18 protein-coding genes and 2 tRNA genes are annotated in these 24,841 nt (G+C 52.8%); 7 read left to right on the top strand and 13 right to left on the bottom strand.

Translation table 11 applies throughout. The annotated features are described in order from the left end of the window. From BM123_RS21690 to BM123_RS21665, 6 genes are all read right to left on the bottom strand, one after another. Complete coding sequence (locus tag BM123_RS21690; protein WP_090172863.1) at window positions 1-1,224, bottom strand: BtaA family protein; 1,224 nt, start codon at window positions 1,222-1,224, stop codon at window positions 1-3. Then, window positions 1,199-2,764: an alkaline phosphatase D family protein gene (locus BM123_RS21685; protein WP_090172861.1), complete on the bottom strand. Its 1,566-nt coding sequence runs from the start codon at window positions 2,762-2,764 to the stop codon at window positions 1,199-1,201. Before BM123_RS21685 ends, BM123_RS21690 begins: the two co-directional genes overlap by 26 nt. 278 nt (window positions 2,765-3,042) lie before the next feature. After that, window positions 3,043-4,071 carry a Holliday junction branch migration DNA helicase RuvB gene (ruvB, locus tag BM123_RS21680; RefSeq protein ID WP_090172859.1) on the bottom strand — a complete coding sequence of 343 codons (1,029 nt, stop codon included), beginning with the start codon at window positions 4,069-4,071 and terminating at the stop codon, window positions 3,043-3,045. Between the two features lie 150 nt (window positions 4,072-4,221). Further along, entirely contained in the window at window positions 4,222-4,854 is a 633-nt protein-coding gene (locus BM123_RS21675; protein WP_090172857.1) for a carbonic anhydrase family protein, read from the bottom strand. Between the two features lie 57 nt (window positions 4,855-4,911). Then, window positions 4,912-6,522 (bottom strand): SulP family inorganic anion transporter, encoded by a 1,611-nt coding sequence (locus BM123_RS21670; protein ID WP_175489508.1) that lies wholly within the window; start codon window positions 6,520-6,522, stop codon window positions 4,912-4,914. A 110-nt stretch (window positions 6,523-6,632) separates the two neighbouring features. After that, window positions 6,633-7,358, bottom strand: coding sequence for a TetR/AcrR family transcriptional regulator (locus BM123_RS21665; RefSeq protein ID WP_090172855.1), 726 nt, complete (start codon window positions 7,356-7,358; stop codon window positions 6,633-6,635). Window positions 7,359-7,606: 248 nt separating this feature from the next. On the opposite strand from BM123_RS21665, the gene BM123_RS21660 reads away from it, so the two are divergent. Further along, on the top strand, window positions 7,607-9,898 hold the full coding sequence (locus BM123_RS21660) for a TonB-dependent receptor (protein ID WP_090172853.1): 2,292 nt from the start codon (window positions 7,607-7,609) through the stop codon (window positions 9,896-9,898). A gap of 626 nt (window positions 9,899-10,524) precedes the next feature. Here the strand turns inward: BM123_RS21660 and BM123_RS21655 are convergent. The 6 genes from BM123_RS21655 to BM123_RS24315 all read right to left on the bottom strand — a co-directional run bounded on the left by BM123_RS21655 (window position 10,525) and on the right by BM123_RS24315 (window position 14,945). Continuing rightward, window positions 10,525-10,601, bottom strand: a tRNA-Pro gene (locus BM123_RS21655). A gap of 51 nt (window positions 10,602-10,652) precedes the next feature. Then, a tRNA-Val gene (locus tag BM123_RS21650) sits at window positions 10,653-10,727 on the bottom strand. 254 nt (window positions 10,728-10,981) lie between these two features. Further along, window positions 10,982-11,314: a DUF3467 domain-containing protein gene (locus tag BM123_RS21645; protein ID WP_090172851.1), complete on the bottom strand. Its 333-nt coding sequence runs from the start codon at window positions 11,312-11,314 to the stop codon at window positions 10,982-10,984. Between the two features lie 128 nt (window positions 11,315-11,442). After that, window positions 11,443-14,025 carry a type I DNA topoisomerase gene (gene topA / locus BM123_RS21640; RefSeq protein ID WP_090172849.1) on the bottom strand — a complete coding sequence of 861 codons (2,583 nt, stop codon included), beginning with the start codon at window positions 14,023-14,025 and terminating at the stop codon, window positions 11,443-11,445. Between the two features lie 18 nt (window positions 14,026-14,043). Beyond that, complete coding sequence (locus BM123_RS21635) at window positions 14,044-14,607, bottom strand: NADPH-dependent FMN reductase (protein ID WP_090172847.1); 564 nt, start codon at window positions 14,605-14,607, stop codon at window positions 14,044-14,046. 176 nt (window positions 14,608-14,783) lie between these two features. Next, complete coding sequence (locus tag BM123_RS24315; RefSeq protein ID WP_175489507.1) at window positions 14,784-14,945, bottom strand: hypothetical protein; 162 nt, start codon at window positions 14,943-14,945, stop codon at window positions 14,784-14,786. Between BM123_RS24315 and BM123_RS21625 the strand changes: the two genes are divergently transcribed. Beyond that, the gene (locus BM123_RS21625; protein ID WP_090172910.1) at window positions 14,944-16,059 is read left to right on the top strand and encodes an amidohydrolase family protein; all 1,116 of its coding nucleotides are present in this window, start codon (window positions 14,944-14,946) and stop codon (window positions 16,057-16,059) included. The genes BM123_RS24315 and BM123_RS21625 overlap by 2 nt on opposite strands. Window positions 16,060-16,185: 126 nt before the next feature. Here BM123_RS21625 and BM123_RS21620 read toward each other — a convergent pair whose 3' ends face one another. Beyond that, window positions 16,186-17,241, bottom strand: a complete 1,056-nt coding sequence (locus tag BM123_RS21620; RefSeq protein WP_090172844.1) for a hypothetical protein — start codon at window positions 17,239-17,241, stop codon at window positions 16,186-16,188. 369 nt (window positions 17,242-17,610) lie between these two features. Here BM123_RS21620 and mnmA point away from each other — a divergent pair, with 369 nt between their 5' ends. The 5 genes from mnmA to BM123_RS21595 form a co-directional block, all read left to right on the top strand. Then, entirely contained in the window at window positions 17,611-18,714 is a 1,104-nt protein-coding gene (gene mnmA, locus BM123_RS21615) for a tRNA 2-thiouridine(34) synthase MnmA (protein WP_090172842.1), read from the top strand. A 166-nt stretch (window positions 18,715-18,880) separates the two neighbouring features. After that, complete coding sequence (locus tag BM123_RS21610) at window positions 18,881-19,180, top strand: hypothetical protein (protein WP_090172840.1); 300 nt, start codon at window positions 18,881-18,883, stop codon at window positions 19,178-19,180. Window positions 19,181-19,242: 62 nt separating this feature from the next. Continuing rightward, complete coding sequence (locus tag BM123_RS21605) at window positions 19,243-19,770, top strand: phage tail protein (RefSeq protein WP_175489506.1); 528 nt, start codon at window positions 19,243-19,245, stop codon at window positions 19,768-19,770. A gap of 12 nt (window positions 19,771-19,782) precedes the next feature. Then, window positions 19,783-20,409: a leucine-rich repeat domain-containing protein gene (locus tag BM123_RS21600; RefSeq protein ID WP_139212032.1), complete on the top strand. Its 627-nt coding sequence runs from the start codon at window positions 19,783-19,785 to the stop codon at window positions 20,407-20,409. A 128-nt stretch (window positions 20,410-20,537) separates the two neighbouring features. Next, the coding region (locus BM123_RS21595; RefSeq protein WP_139212030.1) for a hypothetical protein at window positions 20,538-24,841 on the top strand (4,304 nt) is incomplete at its 3' end.

Raw genomic sequence — 24,841 nt, 5'->3', positions numbered from 1 at the left:
TTATTTGATAACTTCCAGAAGAAAAGTGCCGGCGTAGGTTCCCACCCGGTCGAGTTTGGCCTGTACGTTGCTCAGGTCGTTTCTAAAGCGGGTGCGTTGCCGTACGAAATCAGGTACGGTCTCCGGGCGGGAAGTGGCCGAGCGAAGCAGAATACGGGTGCCCGGCCGGCTGTTGGCCAGAATGAGCCGCCATTCTTCTGCCAGTGCGGCGGGGGCATTGGCCGCCAGCCAGTCTTGATGATCAAGCAAAACAAAATGAGAGTAGGCTTTGGGGTTTTTCTTCAGGAAATCCGCCACGGTTGTGGTGTGCGGACGAATACATTTTGTTCTTGATTTCAACAGTTCAAAGTTCTCCTCTTTGAGATAGCCCGGGCAACAGTCTTTGCTGTAGCGGCCTTTCAGATACAGCCGGTAAAAATAATTTTCGTGGATGGGAAGCTCGAGAAAAATGTGACGGAAAGCATCCCGCACGTAATTCCTCAGGCCTCCGGACTCTTCCTCGATAAACTGCCGTTGAGAAAGTGGCACGCCAACCATGCTCAGGCTTACTTTTTGGCGGCTGCGGCTGCCCAGCAGGCGGGAGAGCAGGCGGGGCTCAAGCCTGCGATAGCGTATTTGCTGTTCTTCCATAGTTCTGGATTCCAGCAGGTCGTCGATGTCTTTTCGGAGTTGTCCGTCAAGCGCCATAAACCGCCCGGCCAACCAGGCAAAAAGGCCGCTGCTGCCATGGAAGTAAAGGCCCTCACGCTTTCGCCCGGGTTGGAAGTAATGTTGCTGGCGGTCCCAGTATTGTTGGCTGGCTGTTTGCAGGCGCGGCCGCAGGTGCAAGGTGTAGACAGCGGCAAAGTCTGGCAGGCAGCCTTCCCCGAATATTTTGAAAAAGACGGGCCAGCTCAGTGATGTATAGGCCGCCAGTTTTAAATCTAATAAGGCGTTTTGCCGAGGATTTACGTCTATACAGTGGACTGATTCCGGCTGGTCGAGCAGGTAATCCAGTGCATTGTCTCCTGCGCTGGTGATCATCACAATCTCGCTGTCCTTGTCGATGGAAAGCATTGCTCTGTCGCAGCGGGGGTCTTCCCAACAAGTATTATAAACAAGCTTATTCCCGTGAATTTTTTCAAATAGCCAATCTTTAAGGATTTCACTTTTTCGACGGGGAGGGTAAGCCGTGGGAGGAAAGAGAAGAGAGGGATCGTTACTGAAGGTGGTTGACTGGGACATATGGTATCTGGTAAGTTTTTAAAGATTTTTCCCGACGGGTCGCATACCGGATACTTTCGCTGTAATGAAACCGGGCGATAGCCTCGTTCGCCCCTAGCTCCAGGGAGAGATACCCGTGGTCTTTTATGTTCGTATAGTGCAGGTGCTCGTTGTCCCGGTAAAGGCGGTATCGGGCAATAGCAAGTGTGTCCCAACCACCAATGAGCTCATCATAGTTGGCGCTGCTTACACTGGGAGTGGCCAGTTCATGGGCAATTCTCTGCCCGTCGGTATCTTCAATGTCGAAATACCAACTGCAGTGAGTGTCTCCGGTCAGGAAGATGGTGTTGAAGTCGCCATAAGCCCGAAGGCTGTCTTTTAACCTGCCCTGTTCGTAGGCGTAACCGTCCCAGGCATCCAGATTGACGGCATATTCCGGGAGAATATCTTTAAGGTCGAGGCGGGCAAAGAGGACCTGGTTACCGATTAGCTGCCAGCGCGTTTGACTTTCCCGTAAACCCCGACACAACCACTGGAGCTGGTCCTCGCCCAGCATCCGACGGCTGCTGTCCGCCAGTTCATGAGGGGCGAAGCTGTCAGCGGGGGGCTTGCGCCCGGCCAGGCGTTCGTCCAGCATGTGTAAATCGACAAGTTCTCCGAAGCGGAACCTCCGATATATGGCTCCGGAAGCTTGCTCCCGGATGGGCATCCAGTTGTAGTAGACACGTTTAGCGGCGGTCATCCGGGTGAGGTAGTCCCCTTCTTCCGCCGAATTATGGTTTTCCGCGCCATAAAGATGACTGTCGTTGGCAACTTCATGATCGTCCCATACACATATGAAAGGATGGGCTTCATGCGCGGCCCGTAGCTGAGGCTCCCGCCGGTATTGGGCGTAGCGGATGTGGTAGTCTTCCGCCGTTACCACTTCATGACGGGGCTCGTGAAACCGGCCCAGACTCGTGTCTCCGTAAACACCGGAAGCGTATTCGTAAATGTAGTCTCCCAGGTGCACCACTGCCGTCAGGTCCTTCCTTTCCGCAATTTTTCCGAATGCGTTCATGTAGCCCCATTCCAGTGCGTTGCAGCTGACGACGGCTAGTGTGATCGCTTCCAATTGTTGGTCAGGGGCAGGCGCTGTCCGGGTTCGCCCCGTAGAAGACCAACCCAGGTGGTGCTTAAAGCGGTAGTAGTAGCTGGTGTTTTCCTGTAGTCCTCTGACGTCTACTTTAATGGAATATCGCCGGTCGGCTTTGGTGGTTACGGTACCCGATGAATGGATGTGAGCAAAGTCGGCCTCCTCGCTGATCTGCCATTTCACCAGGCTGTCTTGCCGTGCGGCAGCCGTGTCGAGCATAGACCATAAGATAACCGCATCGGGCAGCGGGTCTCCGCTGGCCACCCCGTAAGGGAATGGAGAAGGACGGAGATCATCAGGCGTGGTTCGCTGGCCGGCCAGTGGAAGAAGGCTGGCCCGTGATATTTGTCGGACCTGAGGCCTTTCGGGGCTTGGGCAACCGCCGAAAAGCATAAAAAGAATCGGGAAGAGCCACCACCGGATCATAGCTTTGCTTTGCAGTGGCAAAGTTGTGGGGATGGTCTTAAATACCTGAGAAGGCTGCCTTAAGGAATTGGCAATTATCGACACTTCAGGTTAAGCTCAGGTTGGCAAACGTTCGCTGGTATAACCTTTTCGTTAAGCGTCGATACGGGCTTGGTGATATCGGGAATTTCCACCAAATTTAACGTTGGTCTGTGCCAAAAGAGCCTGAAAAAAGCAGCAAAGTCTTCGCTCGCAGGGGAGGTTGTCCCCCCGGAAATAGCTCCCTTTTTTTGCGATCTTTAAAATTCGAACAAAGTCCCTACGGTACCCGGTGGGGTAGCACCAATGTGGAGATAAGCTTTCTCTGTTGCCTGCCGCCCGCGCGGGGTCCGCTGCAGGTAGCCTTCCATAATCAGGAAAGGCTCATGAACCTCTTCGATGGTTCCGGCGTCTTCGCCAACGGCGGTGGCAATGGTCGTCAGGCCAACGGGCCCACCCTTAAATTTATTGATGATGGCATCAAGGATCTTATTGTCCATTTCGTCAAGGCCGCCTTCGTCTACGTTGAGCGCGGAAAGGCCATAGTCAGCGATTTTCTTGTCGATGATGCCGTCGCCCTTGATTTGGGCAAAATCGCGGATGCGGCGCAGCAGGGCGTTAGCAATTCTTGGGGTGCCGCGGCTTCGCCGCGCAATCTCGCTGGCTCCGTCGTCCGTGACGGGAACTCCCATAATGTCGCAACTGCGCTTAATGATCTTTACCAGCGTAGGAACATCGTAATAATCCAGCAGGCAGTTGATTCCGAAACGCGCCCGCATCGGGGCTGTAAGTAAGCCCATCCGGGTGGTTGCCCCAACGAGGGTAAAAGGCTCCAGGCTGATTTGTACGGAGCGGGCGTTCGGCCCGCTGTCAATCATGATGTCAATCCGGTAATCTTCCATCGCGGAATAGAGATACTCCTCCACCACATTGTTGAGGCGGTGGATCTCATCGATGAACAGTACGTCGCCTGCGTTGAGATTAGTGAGCAGACCGGCCAGGTCACCGGCTTTTTCCAGCACGGGGCCCGAGCTCATCTTCATCTCTGCACCCAGTTCATTAGCGATAATGTGACTCAGGGTCGTTTTGCCCAGGCCCGGAGGGCCATGCAGCAGGACGTGATCCAGGCTGTCTCCGCGCTGCACGGCAGCCTGTATGAATACTTTGAGGTTCTCTACAATCTTGGGCTGCCCGCTAAAGTCGTCCAGAGAATCCGGGCGTAAGGCCCTTTCCATGGCATTGTCCTCCGGTTGGAGGTTATCGGCAGTTGGATCAAGATTGACGTTCATACCCGGCAAATTTACTGAATTAAGTGGCAAATTCGCTTGAACGGGGTGAAAATGTTTGAAAGGGGGAGGGTGAGCCAGTTCCCGGGCGCTTAAAAAACCTCCCCCTGCATCCTGCGTCCGCGCCTTATCCGGTAAAGCACTTAACTATATTTATTCCACCAGGGATACTTTGCCGGAAGCCACGTCATACATGGCACCTACCACCATAAGTTCACCGGCGTCCACCATGTCTCGCAGCACGCTGCTGCGCTCCGTAATGGCGGCAACAGTATGGCGGACATTTACTTCAGCTACTTCATTGACGAAAGCGGCATTCTTGCTGCTGCGATCTGTCCCTTCCGGTGTTTTTACGGCGTTTACGGCTGGCATAATCTTATCGAGCATCTGTGTCAGCAGACCTAGCTCAGCGTGGTCGCAAGCACCCTTAACGGCACCACAAGAGGTGTGTCCAAGTACCATGATTACTCTCGCACCCGCCAGCTTGGAGGCAAACTCCATACTGCCCAGGATGTCATCGTTGACAAAGTTACCCGCAATGCGAGCCGTGAAAATATCGCCGACCCCCTGATCAAATACGATCTCAACGGGGATGCGCGAATCAATACAACAGAGCACGGTGGCAATGGGGAATTGCCCCTGGGCGGTCTGTTCGACCTGCTCGATTAATGAGCGCTCTGCTGGTGATTGTTTCAGGAAACGGGCGTTTCCATCCATCAGCTCCTGTAGAGCGGAAGCTGGGGTAACCTGTGCCTGGGTTTCTTTGGTGTATGCTGGCTTTGCCATGGTGATATTAGTTTTTTCAGAAATTGATAGTACAGTTGAAATTGCTTTGCCGAAGTATTAATGAGCGCTTGCGGCGGGAGCCAGTTCAAAAAATTCCAGATAGCTGGGCGGGTTTTCAACTGTGCCACGCTCAGAAATCAGTTTGATGTTGATGTTACGCTCTTTGGCCTTGTAGGCGAAATCTTCCAGAATCTCTACAACGTCGTAATCCAGGTAGCGCGTCTTACGTACGTCGAGTTCCAGGTAAGTGTTTTCTGGAAGAGAATCGAGTTCCCGCAGGATACTGGCTTTGTTAAAGAAGGTCACCTCTTCGGCCAGCGTCATCTTAATTCTGTTTACTCCGTTGCTCTTATCCTCAATGTTGAGGAAGTGAGAGTTCTGGTAGCTCTTGATCAGAATGATAACAATGCCTACCGCAAGGCCGATACCGATGCCCGTCAATAAATCCGTAAACACGATACCCAAAACGGTTACGATAAACGGTATGAACTGCTTTGGTCCGGCAGCATACATCGCCTTGAAGGTGGAAGGCTTGGCCAGTTTGTACCCGACAATCAACAGAACGGCTGCCAGTACGGAAAGCGGTATTTTATTGAGCAGAGTAGGGATGAGAATCACCGAAATCAATAGCAGGAAACCGTGAAAGATGGCGGAAAATTTAGTGCGACCACCAGACTGAATGTTAGCCGAACTACGAACAATTACCTGGGTAATGGGCAATCCGCCAATCAGGCCCGATACCACGTTACCTGCTCCCTGAGCCAACAATTCGCGGTTGGTAGGGGTAATCCGCTTTGCGGGGTCAAGCTTGTCCGTGGCTTCCACACAAAGGAGTGTTTCCAGACTGGCGACCAGGGCGATCGTAAAGGCGGTAACCCAGATGGCTGGTTGGGTGATGGCACCGAAATTCGGGAAGGTGAACTGGCCCAGGAAAGAATCAAAGGAATCCGGTACGGGAACCTGTACGAGGTGCTCACTGGAAATAGCGAGCGCTTCGTTGTCTTTGGTGAGTATGTAGAAAATGATGCCGGCAGCTACGGCTACCAACGGACCCTGGATGAGGGTGAAAATTTTACCTTTTTTACTGAGCACTATGCTCCACAACAGCAAAATAGCTAAGGCAATAACCGCAATAATCGTTGCGCCGGGGCTGATGTGTTCTCCAAGATTCATGATCTCCGTGAAGGTGTTCTCCCCGTCGACCTGATTAAAGGCTACATCGCCTTCCGGATCAGCATCCCACCCAAAGAAGTGGGGAATCTGTTTCAGAATGATGATGAGGCCAATGCCGGTAAGCATTCCCTTAATCACCGCCGAAGGAAAGTAATAACCGATGACGCCTGCTTTGAGCACGCCAAATCCAATCTGGATGAAACCGCCTAAAACCACGGCCACCAGGAAGTTCTCGAATCCACCCAGTGTACCAATGGAAGTAAGTACGATGGCGGCCAATCCAGCGGCCGGGCCGCTGACCCCAATCTGAGAACCAGATAAGGCACCAACCAAAATACCCCCTACAATGCCCGCAATTAAACCGGAAAATAAGGGCGCACCACTGGCCAGGGCAATACCGAGGCAAAGCGGTAAGGCAACAAAAAAGACAACGATACTGGCTGGCAGGTCACTGCGCCAATTACCGGAAATGCCTGTTGTGGAAGTCTGACTCATAAAAAGTGAATTTGGCTGATGAAGTGTGTAACTACTGATATAGAAAGTTCTGCGCTCAATAAAAACTACCGCAAAATGGTTTCGCTGTATGTACTTATGGCGCAGCGGAATTATTCGATTTGTCGGTCAACGACGTTTTGGCTTTGGGGGACTTCAAGCGATAATCCCAACAACCTGGTGACCCAGAACCACAGCATCTCATCGAGCTCTTCGCTGAGGTGCTTGCTTTTCTTTAAATCCGTTAAGCGGGGAAGATGTTCTGCGAAGTAGGGATGATTATGGGCCATCTCGAAAAGAGAGGAGGCCAGGCTGTGCGGGTAAGAGAAATCGGGGTTGATCTCCAATAGCATGTTGCTGATCTCGGCGGTGAGGCTTTTGTAACCAAGAAAGAGGCCCTTGTTGTTTTCCTGGTCTACCATCTTGGTATGATAGGCTTTAGAGCCTTCATTGATGACGAGCTGATGCAGCAGGTGTTCATCGATGTACGGGACGCCGGGGTTGGAAATAAAGGGACGGGTAAGCGCACTCACGGCTGCCCGCAGTCGCGCAATGGGGCTTGGTTCTCCGGCGATGGCCTGATTGACGAGGTGATGGACCCAGTCCCAGTACCAACTCACCAGGTAAAGCAACAGCTGATGCTTACTGCTGAAATAGCGGTACACACTGGCTTCCGCTGAGCTCAGTTCCTTGGCTAGTTTTTTAAAGGTGAAAGCCTCCAGTCCCAACTCGTCCATGAGCCGGATGCTGGTAGATAAAATTCGACGCCCCAACTCCGTATCCTGAGGGTCACGTAAATAAAGGTCGGGGGCCGGGAGAATTCTTACCTGGATTGCCATAGCTGGGCAAACAGCTATTTTTTTAAAAAGTTGATAGTAATGCTATCTTTTTTATTGGTGGGGCTTTTCATCATGATAGTTTAGCGCTACCGCAGGTGCAGAGAAAGGGTGGAAGCAGCCGCGTCTGGTCACTTCACGTAGCAGTATTTGTGATAACTAACTAAAAAGTTAGATTAGTCTAACTTTTTAGTTAGTCAAGTGTATATTTGTGGGAGTTTCTACCACGGATTATAACCTCAAACTCAGCCATGTCCCTGTTTTTTCGACTTCTTTTGCTCGTCCACTTGCTCAGCTTCTGCCTCTCAGCACAACAGTCCTCAATCTCCGGATTGGTAACGGACGCTGAGGGAGCGGGCATCCCGATGGCGACGATTGCCCTGCAAGCAAATGACGGGGGTGTAGTAGCGGATGTAGACGGTAACTTCAAAATCTCCGGACTCAGTGCCGGTCAGTATACCTTAAGCATCAGTGCGCTGGGCTATACGAAGCAAGGGATAAAGGTCTCATTGAAAGGAGGCGAGACTAAAATACTGGAGATACAGCTGGAGGAAAGTTCCGCTATGCTCGATCAAGTCGTCGTCACCGGCACCATGAAGGCCGTCAGCCGGGCCAACAGCCCGGTCCCCGTTGAGGTCTACACTGCAGAGTTCTTCCGCGCCAACCCGGCCCCGAGCGTTTTTGAAAGCCTACAGAACGTCAACGGTGTTCGCCCGCAGTTGAACTGCGCGGTCTGTAATACCGGAGACATCCACATCAACGGACTGGAAGGACCCTACACCATGGTACTCATTGACGGAATGCCAATCGTGAGCGGTTTGTCTACCGTCTACGGCCTGACCGGTATTCCCCAAAGTATGATTGCCCGTACGGAAGTCGTCAAGGGCCCCGCTTCCACGCTCTACGGCTCCGAAGCGGTGGGTGGCGTGATCAACGTCATCACCCTCGACCCCGAGGAGGCTCCCGTGGTGGCAGCCGACGTCATGGTCTCCGGCTGGGGCGAAGTCAATACTGATCTGGGCCTGCGGGCCAGGGTGGGGGAGCGCGCCCACTCGCTCCTGGGCATCAACTACTTTAATTACCAGCAACCCAAGGATAATAACGGAGACGGCTTCACGGACGTCACCCTGCAGGATCGAATTTCCGTTTTCAATAAATGGTCCTTCGACCGCAAAAACGGCAAGCTCTTTACCCTCGCTGGTCGCTACGTCTACGAAGATCGCTTCGGCGGAGAGCTGAACTGGGACAAAGGCCTGCACCGGGGCGGCAACGAGGTCTACGGTGAAAGCATCTATACCAATCGTTGGGAAACCTTCGGTACCTACCAACTGCCTACCCGAGAAAACCTCACCTTTCAGTTCTCGGCCAACGGCCATGATCAGAACTCCGTCTACGGCGAAACGGTCTACATCGCTCAGCAATACGTCGGCTTCGGGCAGCTGACCTGGAATAAGACCCTGGGCAGCCATAACCTCTTGATGGGCAGCTCCTACCGCTACACCTGGTATGATGATAACACGCCCGTTACGGCGGGTTTTGGCGACGATGCGAACGTCAACCAACCTTCCCGCATCCACCTGCCGGGTGCCTTTCTCCAGGATGAATGGCGGCTCAATGATCACCACACTTTACTGATGGGGCTGCGCTATGACCATAACTCCCTTCACGGAAATATCCTGACGCCCCGGCTGAACTATAAATGGAATTCAAAGCACAATATTGATGTATTTCGCCTGAGCCTGGGCAATGGTTACCGGGTGGCGAATGTGTTTACCGAAGATCACGCCGCCCTCTCCGGCGCCCGGGAGGTCATCTTTGCCGAAGAGCTGTTGCCCGAGCGTTCGTGGAACGCTAACCTCAACTACGTCCGCAAGTTCTACACCCAGTCGAAGAGCGTCATCGGCCTCGACGCCACGGCCTTCTACACCTTCTTCAATAACCGGATTTTGCCGGACTACGAGACGGACGTCAACGCCATTATTTACGCTAATCTGGAGGGCTCGGCCGTTAGCCGGGGAGTCAGCCTGAGCCTGGACTGGAGCACGGCGGGCGGCACAAATGTCAACCTGGGCGCTACGCTGCAGGACGTGTTTACTGAGGAGGATGGCGTTCGCGACCGGCAGCTGCTGACGGAGACCTTCTCGGCCGTCTGGCGCATCAGCGTGCCCTGGCTCACGCGGCACCTGAAGTTCGATTACACGGGTAACGTCTACGGCCCGATGGATCTTCCGCTGTTGGGCGAGTTGGATCAGCGCCTGGCCCAGTCGCCCTGGTTTTCTATCCAGAACCTCCAGGCGACCAAAACCTTTGCTAACGGCATGGAGATCTACGGCGGTATTAAAAATCTGCTCAACTACACCCCTCCGGCCAACAGCATTGCCCGCTCCTTTGATCCCTTCGATCGCGACGTTGATTTTGCCGAAGACGGCAGCGTTATTCCCACTGCGAATAACCCCCAGGCGCTGGCTTTTGACCCGACTTACGTGTATGCCTCCAATCAGGGGCGGCGCTGGTTTTGGGGGTGGCGGTGGGCGTTGCGGTAGATAAATGGGGGCGCGGACGCAGGTGCAAAGGGAGCTAGAGAAGCAGTGGCCCGGTCACCACGCGCTCCCGCGCGTGTACGGGCCCGGGAAGAACTAAAGCTCCGTTGCTCACAGCGCGGTGGCCCGATAACGGAGAGGCTGGATAAGTTGAAAACAGGAGTCATCCCAAGTTTTTTGGTCCAACCGTCTCCGCCCCGACTTTCGATTTCAAGTGGAGGCGGTCGGAACGATCATTTTGGGAGTGGGAATCGAGCGAAGCGATGATTTACGCGCCTACAATGTCGGTCCGCACGCTCGGAACGGGTCAAAATTAGCTGCGCTGTACTTCGTACTCGGGATGGCCCATGTTTAACGTAGTCGGGATGCCAGGATGGTTCCTTCGTCACGTGCTTCGCGCTTGAAGCTGTTTGGCCTTTAGGTTGGCCGGGATGCCAGGATTACGCCCTCCGCTACGCTCCGGGCGTGATCCTGTTTGAGGGGGAGGCCTCAAGCTCAGAAAAGTCAACTCCATGAAGAGTTTGGCCTTTTTGCTTGTGTATTCTTTACGGAAACTCGCTGCGCTCGCTTCCGACAGAATACACAAGCAAAAAGGCCAGCCCGCTATCGCGAACTGACCTTTCTGAGCTTGGTCGGGATGACAGGATTCGAACCTGCGGCCCCACGCCCCCCAGGCGTGTGCGCTACCGGGCTGCGCCACATCCCGAGTGGATGTAAAAGTGATTGCTCCGAAGAACAAACGGGGGTAAATCGGGGGTGGTCGATACTGGGCTCGAACCAGTGACCTCTGCAATGTCAATGCAACGCTCTAAACCAACTGAGCTAATCGACCCTTTTGCTTATTTTCTTCTCCGAAACAAGCGTGCATTCACGAAAAGTTGCGGAGATGGATGGGGTTGTAATAACCCTCATTCCCAAAGCGGCTGCAAATATACATCCATTGCCGGATTAGGGAAATAGTTGAGGGTGTTTTTTACTTTGCTTCTTCAACATCCTCTGCATCCTGCGTTTGCGCCGTATCAGCAGCTGAAGACCAGGAGCCAGGAATTAGAAAACTAGCTTCTAACTCCCAGCTTCTATCCCTCCCTAAGCCTGCGCCGTAGGCGTAAAGCTCATGGGCGGGAAGTTCGGGCCATTATTGCCACCAGTAGGTTCGCCAATGGGGCCGAACTGCTTCTCGAACTTCTGTACGTTATCGGCCAGCGCAGACAGCAGCCGCTTGGCGTGCTGCGGGGTAAGGATGATACGGCTCTTCACCTTGGCTTTGGGGGCATTGGGGACGATGCGTACGAAGTCTACCACAAACTCGCTATTGCTGTGGGCAATGATGGCGAGGTTGCTGTAAATGCCTTCGGCAATGTCTTCGGGCAGCTCGATGTTAAGCTGATTCTGTTTGGGGGCTTTTTTTTCGTCAGCCATGGGGGGAGTATTGTAGTAATATAGTAATGTAGTAGTGTAGTGTTGCCGTTCGGCAGGAGAGGAAGTATTGTGATACTGTAACGCCTCCAACGACGGCCTACATTACTACAATACTACCGGCTACAATACTACTTCTTCTTCGCCGGAGCCTTCTTTTTCTTAGGCGCAGCTTTCTTTTTCTTCTTCACCTTAAAGGCGTCGGGCATTTCGAGCTCGATGAATTTCTTCACCTTCTCGATGGAAAGCTCGGCGGCTTCTTCGCGCGTCATGCGTTCGCCCTTCTTATTCTTCGGAATCTTGATGGACTTCTTTTTGAAGCGGATGAACGGACCCCAACGGCCCTGCTCGACGTCGATCTTTTCCTCCGGGAAGCGTTGGATGTAGCGGTTAGCCTCCTTCTCTTCCTTGGCCTGCAGGAGTTCGATCATGGCATCCTGGGTCAATAATTCCGGATCACCGTAGCGCTTGGGAATATTGATGAACATACCGTTCCACTTCAGGAAAGGGCCGAAGCGACCGGCACCACGGGTAACGTCCAACCCTTTGTAGGTCATCACGGGAGCATCGGCCTTTTTCTTGGCGGCAATCAGCTCCTTGGCGCGGGCCATGTCGACGGAGTGGGGGTCTTCCCCTTTGTCGAGACTGATGAATTTGTCTCCCCAGCGAACGTAAGGGCCAAAGCGGCCAATGCCTACGGCAGCTTCCTGACCGTCTACCTCCCCCAGCACTTTGGGCAAAGAGAAGAGGGGCATGGCAATGTCCATGTCTACCTCCTCCATGCTCATGCCCGGAGGGAGGTTAGCGTATTTTGGTTTCTCGTCGGGGAGCAGTTCGTCCGGTGCACCGAGTTGGATAACGGGACCATTGCGGCTCAGGCGAACCAATACGGTTCGGCCGGTATCCGGGTCTGTTCCGATTTTTCGCTCGGCGCTTACGCGTTCCGCATTTTCGGTCGTGTCTTCTACCTTTTCGTGGAAAGGATGGTAGAAATCCTCCAGCATTTGCGTCCAGGTAACCTGACCTTCAGCGATGTTATCAAACTTATCTTCGATGTCTGCCGTGAATCGGTAATCCATCACTTCATCGAAGTGCTCTCCTAAGAAGTCAGAGACGGCCATGCCGATATCGCTGGCGAAGAGGCGGTTTTTCGTCGCGCCGGTCATTTCCGTCTTGGTTTCACTGCTGACGGAGTTGTCCTTCAGCGTGAGTACGTCATATTGACGTTCTTTCCCTTCACGGGTTTCGCTGGTCACGTAGCCGCGCTTCGGGTCCATAATTTTGGAGACCGTAGGGGCGTAGGTAGACGGGCGGCCAATGCCGAGTTCTTCGAGTTTCTTAACCAGACTGGCCTGTGTGTAGCGGCCCGGAGGACGGGTGAATCGCTGGGTTGCCGTCATTTCTCCCAGTGGCAGCACCTGCCCCTTGCTGAGGGGTGGGAGGATGCCGTCGTCCTGGGCATCATCGTCATCATCATCGTCCTTGCTCTCCAGGTAAACCTTAAGGAAGCCATCGAACTTGAGCACTTCGCCCTGCGCGCGCAGCCGCGCATCGGGGACGGTCGAGATACCGATGTTTACCGTGGTTTTCTCCAGCTGAGCGTCGGCCATCTGGCTGGCGATAGTCCGCTTCCAGATCAGCTCGTAGAGGCGTTGCTCGTCGCGATCACCAATGTTCGTGCTGTGGCGGTCGATGTAGGTCGGGCGAATGGCCTCGTGCGCCTCCTGGGCGTCTTTTTTCTTGCTTTTGAAGCGGCGCACCTGGCTGTAATTGTCGCCAAAGGCCGACTTGACCTCTTTCTCGATGGCCGCAAGAGCGGTTTCAGACAGATTCACACTGTCGGTACGCATGTAGGTGATGAGACCGGCTTCGTAGAGTCGCTGGGCGACGCGCATCGTCCGCTCCACGTTCATGTAGAGTTTCCGGCTGGCTTCCTGCTGCAGCGTAGAGGTCGTGAAGGGCGCCGCGGGCTTACGCTTGGCGGGTTTTACTTCAATGTCGTTGATCTTGAACTCTGCACCGACACATTTTTTCAGGAAGCCTTCAGCGCCTGCTTTATCGTCAAAGCGATCGGGGCTTTCTGCTTTCAGCAGCACGGTTCTTCCCTGTTCATTACGAACGGTAAAGATGGCATTTACCCGAAAGAATGGCTTGGCTTCGAAGGCCATGATCTCCCGTTCCCGCTCAACGACGAGCTTTACGGTGACGGATTGTACGCGCCCGGCACTGAGGCCGAACTTTACTTTTTTCCACAGCACGTTACTCAACTCAAAACCCACCAGACGGTCGAGTACGCGGCGTGCTTGCTGGGCGTTGACGAGGTTAACGTCAACGAGGCGTGGACTCTGGATGGCCGAGGTGATGGCCGGAGCGGTAATCTCCCGGAAAACAATGCGTTTCGTGGTTTCAACGGGGAGTTTGAGTACTTCGCAAAGGTGCCAGCTGATGGCTTCTCCTTCGCGGTCTTCATCCGTTGCGAGCCAGACTTCGTCGGCTTTTCCCATGGCCGTTTTAAGCTCTTTAACTACCCGGCGCTTTTCGGGAGAGACGACGTAGCGAGGCTTAAAGTCGTTGGCGACATCAACGGCGCCATCACCTTTATCCAAATCGCGAACGTGGCCAAAGGAGGACTTCACGGTGAAGTCTTTCCCCAGAATTTTTTCAATGGTTTTCGCTTTGGCCGGCGACTCGACAATCAATAAATTTTTAGCCATGGGAGGTATCGTGTGGGATTACTTGTATATAAGGTTACGGTTGCGAGCGGCAATAAGTTGTTCAGCGCTGGACCTTAGGGACGTAAGAGTGGCCTCGTCGGTCACTTTTCCGTCTTCGTTCAGGAGGGCTTCAACGCCGCTGAGGGGTAATTTGTTGGGCAAGACCCATCCGCCCATGTGGGCGATGGTGTCGGCCAGGTGGTCAATACCCCGAAGATTTCCGGCGCGGCCGGAGGCAACACCTATCAGGGCAAAGGCCTTGTTTTTAAAGTTCGACGGGTACTCGTTTACGGATATAGCGTCAATGAAGAGCTTCATCATCCCGGGGTAACTGCCGTTGTATTCCGGAACGATGATGACAAAAGCATCGACGTTGAGAACGAATCGTTTCTGTATGTCCAAAAGTTCCGGCGTAATATCTGCTGGAGTATACATGCCGGTATGGAGCCATTGCGGAGCAATGGTGGCCAGGTCGAGCAGTTGTACGTCTTCGTCCATTTCGCTCAGCAACTCCAGAGAAGCTGTGGCAAATTGCAGCGTTTTGCTGCCGGGGCGGTTGGTGCCTGAAATAATGGTGATCATAAACAGTTGGTTCTAAAACCGGGGTGCAAACCTACGATAATTCACGGGTTAGTTTATTAGCCGGGGCAGCGAAGGACGTTTTAGCGGCAGAAGATGAGCCGGTTTTCCCTTTGCTCTTCTACCTTTTTTTGGACCTGCGCTTAGGCGCCGCAATAGCTTTTCGGGTATATCTGTACTTATACCCGAAACCGGGTGAAAAGGTTGCCGAAACTGCCGGAACCAGCATTTTCGGGTACATCTGTACTTGTACCCGAAAAGATGCGGGCGACGGCGCGCAGGTGCAAAGAATTGGTTAACGGAGCGGGGGAACGACGGTGGCTGTGTACCTTAGCCTCCATGAGCCATAAATTTTTCCTGCCCCTTCTTTTTATCCTCACTTCTTTGTCCCTGATGGCACAGCGTACGCCCATCGATACGAGCCTGCACATTGATTTTGAAAGTTACGATCCGCCCAGTTCTCTGGTCGTACCGGAGCACCACCCGATGTCGGCCAGCTTCCCCTTCGTCGATGTACACAGCCACCATTGGCGGATGGAAAAACAAGACCTCCATAAACTCATTCGCGAGATGGACAGCCTCAATATGCAGGTAGTCGTTAACCTGAGCGGTAGGGGAGGGAAGGCCCTCAAGGGAATGATGGATAACATTAATAAGTCCGGCTATCAGGACCGAATCGTCTGCTTTACTAATATCAATATTCGAAGCATTGACGATCCCGACTTTCTGGAGGCTACCCTGGCACAACTCGACTATGACGCCTCCATTGGCGCTCGCGGGCTCAAGATCTATAAGTCTCAGGGGATGACCAATACCGATAAAGCCGGTAATCGCATCCGGATCAATGATCCGCGCCTCGACCCCATCTGGGCTAAAGCCGGCGAACTCGGTTTTCCCGTCCTGATCCATTCGGCGGACCCTCCCGCCTTCTGGCAACCCCACGATGCGAACAACGAACGCTGGCTCGAGCTCAAGCTCCGCCCCGGCCGCAAGCGCGGGCCGGACAACCCCGCCAGCTGGGAAACCATCATCGGTGAAGCGCACGACATCTTCCGCCGCCACAAAAACACCACCTTCATTGCCGCTCACATGGCCTGGTACCCCAATAACCTGGAAAAACTCGGGGAGCTGCTGGACGATATTCCCAACCTCTACGTAGAAATCGGAGCCGTCATCGCTGAACTAGGCCGCCAACCCAGGGCCGCTAACCGTTTCTTCGCCAAATACCAGGATCGGGTGCTCTTTGGCAAAGACAGCTACAAGCCGGAGGAATACCCCACTTACTTCCGCGTCCTGGAAACTGACGATGAATACTTTCCCTACTACAAACGCTACCACGCGTTCTGGAAAATGTACGGCCTCGACCTGCCCGACGAAGTACTCGAAAAGCTATACTACAAAAACGCCCTGAAGATCATCCCCGGGCTGGATGCGGGGATGTGGGAAGGAAAATAGACGGTAGTATGGTAGACGGTAGACTGTAATCGGTAGTGTGGTAGACGGTAGTGTGGTAGACGGTAGCGCAAAAATCTTCCAACCACTAACCTACAGGCTACCGTCTACCATACTACCGATTACCGTCTACCTCTTCCCTTCCCCAATCGCCCGCAGGGCCACCGTTGTCAATCGGCTGATTCGCTGTGCGGGTCGCTGGCTGGCGTAATCAGGTGCGGGATAAAACCAGCGCCGGAAAACGACGGTTGAAAACAGGCGGAAGTAGGTGAATTCAGCATCATATTCCGCCGCAGCCCAGAGTCCGATGGCGCTTTCGTGTCTGTTGCAATCGATCGGAGCGGCCCCCAGATTACAGAAGCGGGTTTCCTGGCCCTTGCGCATGTTGGAGCGCACGCTCATAGAGAAAGGGCTTAAACTACTGCGCTTGAAGTAGTGCAGCCATTCCCGCCAGGGAATGTCATTTTCAACCAGATCAGGAGCTGCTGCAGCCCGGTAAGCAATGTAAAGGCCGGTGGCGGAGGCACTGGGTTCCAGGTGGCAGCGGTTGGTCGCGTTGAAGGCAGAACAAGGGATACGAGCCTCGGCGTAATAGAGTTCATCTTCTACGTACCCGGACCAGTCTTCGAAGGTGGGGGCAAGAAATTGGGTGCCGTAAAGTTGGTCGTAAAGGGAGAGGGTGTAGAGGGCAGCGGCGTTGTCCGCCGGGCGGAAGAAGTCCTCACCCCTCCGGCTGAAGAGGTGTTTGTAGCGACCGCGTTGCATCCGTTTACCCAGATGATTCCCGATGGCGCGAAAAGCTTCCCCGAAGGAAGCCTCATCGTTAGTGGCCAGTTGATAATGGCCGGCGATGGCACCGGCGTGGGCGAGGAAGAATATCTCCCGGTCCCAGTCAATTCCCCGGCCCCACTGCCTGAGGTTCCCTTTCCGGGTAGCCCATTCTGCCAAAACATACAGGGTGGAATCAATGGCACCCTTACGTTCCGGAGCGTAGGGGATGGCCCGGTAGAGGGCCTGACTGGCGGTAGACGCGAGGAACAGCTGCTCTTCGCTATCGGCCAGGTCGCTGTCTGACCAGAGGTCGGGCTGTCTTAGTTCCTGAAGTAGCACCTCAATGTCATGTCCGGCCTGAAGGTGGTTTACGTCCTGAATCTTAATGGAAATAGTTAAAATGAGCAGAAGCACGCAAATACCGAGTGGAATGGCCGCCCAGGCCCGACGGTCACGCTGCCACAGCCACCAGGCCGGGAGAATAAAAAAGAGGCTGAATAGTAGAGCTGGAAGGATAGTGATAGGAGTTGAGGGAGAAGAAAAGCGAGGGAATTACCCTGGCCAAAGCAAACATAAGCGATTTTTGGCGCTACCGCAGGTGCAAATAAAAGGACTAAGGAGCAATGATTGCTTTTGTAGCCTAAACTAAGCAACCTGTACTTCCTCACAAGCGTTACCTTTGCACACTGATTGGAAAACCGGTACTACGGAAGACAAAAGTACCAGCAAACCAACAGACCACATTTTGGCGAGGCCCTTGAACCTCTGCGAAAAATAATAATTATGAGTAAGCACGGACGTGTACTCGTGGCGATGAGCGGCGGGATTGATAGCACCGTAACGGCCATGATGCTGCATGAGCAGGGTTATGAAGTCGTAGGAATCACGATGAAAACCTGGGATTACGCCAACAGCGGCGGGTCAAAGAAAGAGACGGGCTGCTGTAGCCTGGACTCCATTAACGACGCCCGTTCGGTGGCCGTTAATATGGGTTTTCCTCACTTTATTATCGATATACGGGAGGAGTTTGGTGACCATGTCATCGACAACTTTGTGGATGAATACATGGCTGGCCGGACGCCCAATCCCTGTGTACTTTGCAATACCCACATCAAGTGGAGTGCGTTGCTAAAGCGGGCCGATGCCATGGACTGTGAGTTCATCGCTACGGGGCACTACGCTCAGTTGAATCAGACGGATGCCGGTCGCTGGCACGTACGCAAGAGTGCGGATGCGCATAAAGACCAAAGCTACGTGCTCTGGGGCCTGAGTCAGGAATGTATGTCCCGCAGCCGCTTTCCGCTGGGGCATATGACTAAGCCGGAGGTACGTCAACTGGCCTATGATTGGGGCTATGAAGAATTGAGTAAAAAGGCGGAGAGCTTTGAAATTTGTTTCGTGCCGGACAATGATTACCGGGGCTTCTTAAAGCGACGGTTGCCGGAGCTGGAAACCCAGGTAGCAGGCGGGCAATTTGTTGGTGTTGACGGCAAAGTGTTGGGTACTCACGATGGCTACCCGTTTTATACGATCGGTCAGCGAAAAGGACTGGGCATCGCCTTCGGCGAACCTATGTACGTAACGAAGATTGATGCCGCTACTAATCAAGTGACTCTTGGGCGGGTGGATGATCTTATCCGGAACGGTATGATGGTGGGCGGCGCTACCCTGCAGAAGTATGCTGAACTGCCAGCAAACGGGCTGGAACTGGTGACGAAAGTCCGTTACAAAGACGCAGGAACCATGAGCAAAATCGAACAGATCTCGCCGGACCGTTTTGCCGTAGATTTCTACGCGGATGTGCGGGGTGTTGCTCCGGGCCAGAGCGCTGTTTTCTACGAGGGAGATGATGTTGTTGGGGGAGGGTTGATCCAAACAAGCCGTTGATTTACCTTAGGAGTAGGTATTTATACCTGTTTTGTGGGGTAAGAGGGGGGAAACAGTGGATTAAGGCCTGATTTGTGCTTCTGAGTATGGTATATTTATTGCTTAATCAGGTGCCTGGTTTTGAGTTATTTAGTACTCAGCAGGTATGCGTTTAAGCATAATCTACATGGACAGACGAAAATTTGTGGCGCAAGCCTCGGTTCTTACCCTTGGTTTAGGTACCTCCGCTTTTGCGTTGGCAAACGGAGTGAGCTCTATCAGCCTGAAGGTTGAAGAGCAGGAAATGTTAAGCGAGTTTCATCAACTGCTGGCGGAGTATCCCTATTCAGCGGAAGTTGCCGGTATGCTTACCAAGGTTCAAAAAATCAACCATTCTGCAGCGGGGGTTCTGGACTTCACGGACGCTACGGGTAACCGTATTTCATTGAGTAAAACCAAGGGGCGTTTGGTGGCCAGACTACATTAGTCGCCACTTGTTAAGCTTCCCCGCCTAAGCACACATTTACCAGAAACACATACACTCAAATTATGACACCATTTATCGGACAAATTATAGCTTTTGGCGGCAACTTTGCCCCCCGCGGCTGGGCTAAATGTGAAGGCCAGTTATTAGCTATTGCTCAAAACACTGCACTTTTCTCCATTCTCGGAACTACTTATGGCGGTGATGGCCGGACAACTTTCGGGCTTCCAGATCTCCGGGGCAGAAGTATGGTCGGGCCAGGTTCTGGGCCAGGCCTTCCCTCTGTAAGTTTGGGACAAAAAGGTGGAAACTCGTCCACCACGCTTACTACCGCTAACCTGCCTCAAATTCCAGGCCCTACTATCCAATTAGGAGGAGCCGTTGGCAACCAATCCATTGGAACGGACCGATACCTGGCCTTCAACGCCCTTGGAGAAACAATTTTCACGGATACAGCCCCCAATGGTGCTACCCTGAATACAGGGACCAGTGGAAATATCGGTGGCGGGAGCCTTGCCTTTTCAAACCAATCCCCTTTCTTGTCGGTGACGATGATTATCGCCCTGGTGGGGGTTTTTCCCAGCCGTAACTAATCCTGAACCGATTTGAGCAGTAGTACCGCCAGAACAATGTCGAAGGAATTGCTTTGTGCCCGCCAATGGTGGGCCGGGCTGGAAGAGCAATGGCAGTTGGCCTTTAACGAAGCCACTTTTGGTAAAGGCCCAACGACGGAGATGTTGGGTGACGATGACTTGCTGTCACTACGTTATCAGCTGGAAAACCTACGGTTTGCCGGGCCGGGTGCGCAGAGTGCTAACCTGAGCATCCGGCTGACGAACCTTTCAGGGGTGGCTGTATTAGACCATGTCAGTTTTCTTTCGGTAACGAATTGTGCCATTGAAGGAGTAGAAGAATTATCCGGGCTCAAGGCCTTAAAGCATCTGTATCTGTACGATAATGCCATTAGTTCGCTGAAAGGCATTGATGAGTTGACCGAAATGGAAGAACTCTATGTACAGCAGAACAAGCTTACTGACCTGAAGCCGCTACGAAAGCTGATTAATCTGAAAACACTTTGTGCCTCCAGAAATAAATTGACCTCGCTGGAGGGCTTGCACGAAGGGCACAGCGACCAATTGAAGAGATGTTTCCTGCTGCCGAACGAACAACTCTCCCAACGGGAGATCATCCGCCTCCAGAATGAGGCCTTTATTATGGTGAAGACGGGATGACCGGCTTCGCCATTGCTTATTTAATCCTTTCTCTGCACCTGCGTTCAGCGCCCAAATGCAAGAAGGAGCAAAATACCGAGGCTTAGCGCCTCCTTTTGCGTTTTACGACCTTTTTATAATCTCAGCATATGAAAATTTTTACGACACTTTTTATCTTTTGCTTGTTGTTTACTACTGGTCTTTTCGGACAGGCGGGGATGACGGTAGAAATCGATAACCCTTGTTTAGGTCCAGCATTTTCCATGACTTTCATGGGGACGGACGCTACTGGCAGGAATATCTACGGAAATGAATCAATTAACGGAATTGGTAATCCGATTCTAAGTATTTTTTATGATCAAACCAGTGGGAACTGGGTCATAGGTTTACCCGGTAGCCCCAATCCTGGCGACAGGCTGTTTGAGACCGGTCCAAATACTTTTAGTCCTAATCCGCCAGACTCTGCCACAGAGCCTTATAATGAAACCGCAGCGCTCGCTGGCTGTGGGATGGCTACCGTAAGCGGCACCGGCACCCAAAACATGGGCGGCGGAGATCCTTGTGCTGCTCTGGGTGGAGATACCGATATGGACGGTGTCTGTGATGATAATGACATATGTCCGGGTTTTGATGATAACGCTGACATGGACATGGACGGCATGCCCGATGGCTGTGACAGCGACCCGATGACCTTTAATGGGGTAACTTTTGACAGCCCCTGTATTGGTGGTATGCTGGGCTTTATACCAACGGGTAATGACGGTACGCGCAATACTTTCTCTAATGCCGCCCAGGGGTTGGAGATCGTTTTCAACGACACCGAAAATCGTTGGGAAATGCGCGGTGCCAATGCTGGTGGTGCGGTGATCTTTTTCAATACGTTGGCTAGTTTGCCTAATCCTCCATCTTCCACGGCCTCGGCCTGGGAGGCGGATGCTGCTGGCGGCTGTACTGGCGAAACGCCTACGGTGAGTGGAACGGGTACGCAGGCGAACGAGCCTCCAGTTGTTACCTGTACGGAGTTTACCACCACCATACAAACGGACCCTAATACGACTATGCCTAATGTTCCGTCTGGTGGTTGGGGCCCAATTCCTGGTAGTGGCATCATTGGTGTTGGTTTAGGCTTGCCAACAAGTATCTATAATCTTGACTTAAACAGCTGCGTAACGGACGACTGGAGCGAGCTGGGTGAAATGGAGCTTTCATTGGTCAGCTCTGGTTTTGAAAACATCACTGCTGATTCGAGAGATTTGGTAAATGTTTATAATATTCGGGATGGGCAGGAAAATGTAGCTGGTGTGCAAGTGGTTGTTCGGGCAACCCTTGTTATGAACACTCCTCCTGATGCGGTTTGCCAAGCCGTAACCGTCGATGCTGGCGCTGACTGTATGGCGACCGTCTCCGCTGAAGACTTCGACGGTGGCTCCACCGATGCGGATATGGATATGTTGACCTTTAGTGTTGACCCAGCGGGCCCTTATGGGGTGGGGATGACGAATGTAACCCTTTCCGTTAGTGATGGTATCGCCACAAGTACGTGCACGACGACGGTGACGGTGGAGGATAATACGCTGCCGGTGGTTACCTGCACAGAGTTTGCTGAAACCTTCTCCGGTGAAGACCAATGTGCTGATTTTATTTCTGCGAATAGCCCGGACGGAATTTTTCGTCCAATCGGAAACCTCAGCAGTTTTAGCGCTGCTGCGGGTGCTTCCCGTATCATTACGGCCGACCTGACTGGCTGTGTGACCGACAACTGCTCCGATGAAGGCTTCCAGGCTGCCTTCGTTGACTCCTACGAAGAGAACCGCGTTTTGGGTTGTTCGGTAGACATTATAAATGTTCTCGTCATCCGCGATGCGGCGGGCAACGAAGCGGAAGACTCGATTTTCTTCCGGCATACCATTATGTATGATGGCCCCGCACCGGAAATCACCTGCCCGGCAGATGAATTAATTGCCTGTTTCGATGATATTATGGTGAATGCAGCCAACGCAACGGCCACCAGCGGTTGTGGTACACCCACCGTTGAAGTAACGGGACCAGTCATTGTGGGGGCGGAAAATTGTACAGGGACAACCTATACTTATACTTACACGGCAACGGACGGTTGTGGCCAAACGAGTTCCTGTGAGCAGGTGTTTACCATTAATTCTTCTTCTCTTGGTATTTCCCTGATTGATGGTCTTTTGGCGGACAGTACGGTTACCTGTGCTGACGATATTCCTGCTCAGGCAGAGGATTTTGTAGTGGTTACTACCAATTGTAACATCACTCCCGAGGTAACGGTCACCGGGCCAGTCATTAGCCATGTAATGGCCCCGGATTGTCCTGGCACAATGTACACTTATACCTTTAGCGCCACTTCCCCTTGTTTTATTTCTCCCGTATCAGTTAACCGCACTTTTACCATCATGAACGATGGGCCAACGATTGTTTGTCCGACAGATTCACTGATTGATTGTGGAGTGTTCCCGGCGATTTCAACGGACGGTATAGTGGCAACAGCTAGTTGTGGTATGACACCCGCCATTTCCTTTTCGGAAGACCCCATCATCGTTGGTGACCCTGACATGCCAGGTACTACCTACACTTATATGGTTACGGCGACGGATGATTGCGGCCGAACGACTACCTGTGAACGGGTCTTTATGGTGCAGGATACCACCGCTCCCGTCATTATCTCTTGTGTAACCGATACCACGATCTACCTGGACGAAAACGGCTTTGCGTCCATTGCGCCGGGAGAACTACTGGTAACGGAAGACAATTGCGCGCCCGCAGATGTGATGCTTGGCGACCCGCTGGTGGCTTTTGACTGTGATGCTGCCGGGGAAACCTTCACTTATAATGAAACCGATACCGATGCAGAGGGTAACGTGAGTGATGTTTGTACGGTGAATGTGACGGTATTGGACACCCTCGCTCCTGTGATTATCTCCTGCGTAACTGATACAACCATTTATCTGGATGAGAATGGCTTCGCTTCCATCGCGCCCGGTGAATTGTTGGTTACGGAGGACAATTGCCCGCCAGCAGATATGATGCTCGGAGACCCACTGGTAGCCTTTGACTGTGATGCTGCGGGGGAAACCTTCACTTACTATGAAACCGATATTGATGCATCGGGTAACGTGAGTGATGTTTGTACGGTGAATGTGACGGTATTGGATACTATCCCGCCATCAATTACCTGTGCCGCAATTGCACCATTTGTTTCGGTGGGGGATGATTGCCTTTTCCAGGAAACACCCGGCACATTTTTAACTAGTGATAACTGTGGAGACCCCGTTACTTTCCGGGAGCGCTACACTGATGCGGACGGCAATGTCATTGATGACTTTACCTTCGATTTCATTGTTGGAGATTTTATGATTGGAGATCAGCGCAATCTTCCATTGGGCGTAAATACGATTGAATTGTTCATTACGGATCGTAGCGGACTGGAAAGCTCTTGTTCTTTCACTTTAGACGTTCGTGACACCAGCCCTCCGGAAGTAGTTTGTCAGGATGCAACAGTGTACTTAGATGAGAATGGTGAAGGATTGGCTAACATAAATTTTGCGTTGGAAAGCGTGTTGGTTTCTTTTACGGATAACTGTGCTGCAGGCCCTACTGCTGTAGGTGGACCTGCAGGTGAACTTACCTGTGACGATATTGGTACCCGGCCATTTTTCTTTGGCTTTTTTGATGGTAACGGGCAAGAGGCAATTTGCAACTTCACATTAACCATTGCGGATACAGTAGCTCCCGTTGTCACCACTATCGACCAAATGCTCACCCTCACCGACGGTGAGCCCACGATGACGCTGACGACCGGTGATCTGGCGACCGCCACGGACAACTGTGGTGAGCCGATTACCATTGAGTTTGACCGCTCGCTGACCTTTACCGGTGCTGACATCGGCACGAATGAGCTGACCGTTACGGCAACAGATGCTAACGGTAACGTGACCGTTACGACGGTAACGGTCGTTGTTGGCTTCGAACAGCCGAACCTGGCTTGTATCTCCGAGATCAACCTGACGCTTAATGATGAGTGCCAGGCACTGCTCATTCCCCGGATGTTCCTGACCGGCAATACAGCGCTGCTGGACGCCTTCCAGTTTGATATCACGGTGGATGACAACGACCCCAGCAACGGCCCGATCGTGGATGGTTGTGGACGCTTCCGGTACTCTATCTCTCCGGCGAGTTTGGGCGATGAGCCAACGATTGGATTTACGGGCGACTTCGCCCCGGAGAACTGGACAGAAATTCTGTTTTCTTTCCTTGGCGGAGTTCAGAGCCCCCCTTCCGACGAGCAACTGATAACGGTTGACTTTACGGCCGATGCAATGGTATTGTCTACGGAGGCAACCGTCTTCAATACCGGCTCTGAGTTTGGAGCCCAGCAAGGGATTATGTTCAGTGAGAGTGGTGTTGTGGCCTTCGACTATAACTTTAATGG

It is taken from the genome of Neolewinella agarilytica, from assembly GCF_900110645.1.
GTDB lineage: Bacteria > Bacteroidota > Bacteroidia > Chitinophagales > Saprospiraceae > Neolewinella > Neolewinella agarilytica.
This window is presented reverse-complemented; position numbering and strand designations above follow the sequence as displayed.

What these genes read in the sequence shown, in the direction of transcription:
- BM123_RS21690 (WP_090172863.1), bottom strand. Translation starts at nt 1,224, where the DNA reads ATGTCCCAGTCAACCACCTTCAGTAACGATCCCTCTCTTCTCTTTCCT.
- BM123_RS21685 (WP_090172861.1), bottom strand. Translation starts at nt 2,764, where the DNA reads ATGATCCGGTGGTGGCTCTTCCCGATTCTTTTTATGCTTTTCGGCGGT.
- ruvB (WP_090172859.1), bottom strand. Translation starts at nt 4,071, where the DNA reads ATGAACGTCAATCTTGATCCAACTGCCGATAACCTCCAACCGGAGGAC.
- BM123_RS21675 (WP_090172857.1), bottom strand. Translation starts at nt 4,854, where the DNA reads ATGGCAAAGCCAGCATACACCAAAGAAACCCAGGCACAGGTTACCCCA.
- BM123_RS21670 (WP_175489508.1), bottom strand. Translation starts at nt 6,522, where the DNA reads ATGAGTCAGACTTCCACAACAGGCATTTCCGGTAATTGGCGCAGTGAC.
- BM123_RS21665 (WP_090172855.1), bottom strand. Translation starts at nt 7,358, where the DNA reads ATGGCAATCCAGGTAAGAATTCTCCCGGCCCCCGACCTTTATTTACGT.
- BM123_RS21660 (WP_090172853.1), top strand. Translation starts at nt 7,607, where the DNA reads ATGTCCCTGTTTTTTCGACTTCTTTTGCTCGTCCACTTGCTCAGCTTC.
- BM123_RS21645 (WP_090172851.1), bottom strand. Translation starts at nt 11,314, where the DNA reads ATGGCTGACGAAAAAAAAGCCCCCAAACAGAATCAGCTTAACATCGAG.
- topA (WP_090172849.1), bottom strand. Translation starts at nt 14,025, where the DNA reads ATGGCTAAAAATTTATTGATTGTCGAGTCGCCGGCCAAAGCGAAAACC.
- BM123_RS21635 (WP_090172847.1), bottom strand. Translation starts at nt 14,607, where the DNA reads ATGATCACCATTATTTCAGGCACCAACCGCCCCGGCAGCAAAACGCTG.
- BM123_RS21625 (WP_090172910.1), top strand. Translation starts at nt 14,944, where the DNA reads ATGAGCCATAAATTTTTCCTGCCCCTTCTTTTTATCCTCACTTCTTTG.
- BM123_RS24315 (WP_175489507.1), bottom strand. Translation starts at nt 14,945, where the DNA reads ATGGAGGCTAAGGTACACAGCCACCGTCGTTCCCCCGCTCCGTTAACC.
- mnmA (WP_090172842.1), top strand. Translation starts at nt 17,611, where the DNA reads ATGAGTAAGCACGGACGTGTACTCGTGGCGATGAGCGGCGGGATTGAT.
- BM123_RS21610 (WP_090172840.1), top strand. Translation starts at nt 18,881, where the DNA reads ATGGACAGACGAAAATTTGTGGCGCAAGCCTCGGTTCTTACCCTTGGT.
- BM123_RS21605 (WP_175489506.1), top strand. Translation starts at nt 19,243, where the DNA reads ATGACACCATTTATCGGACAAATTATAGCTTTTGGCGGCAACTTTGCC.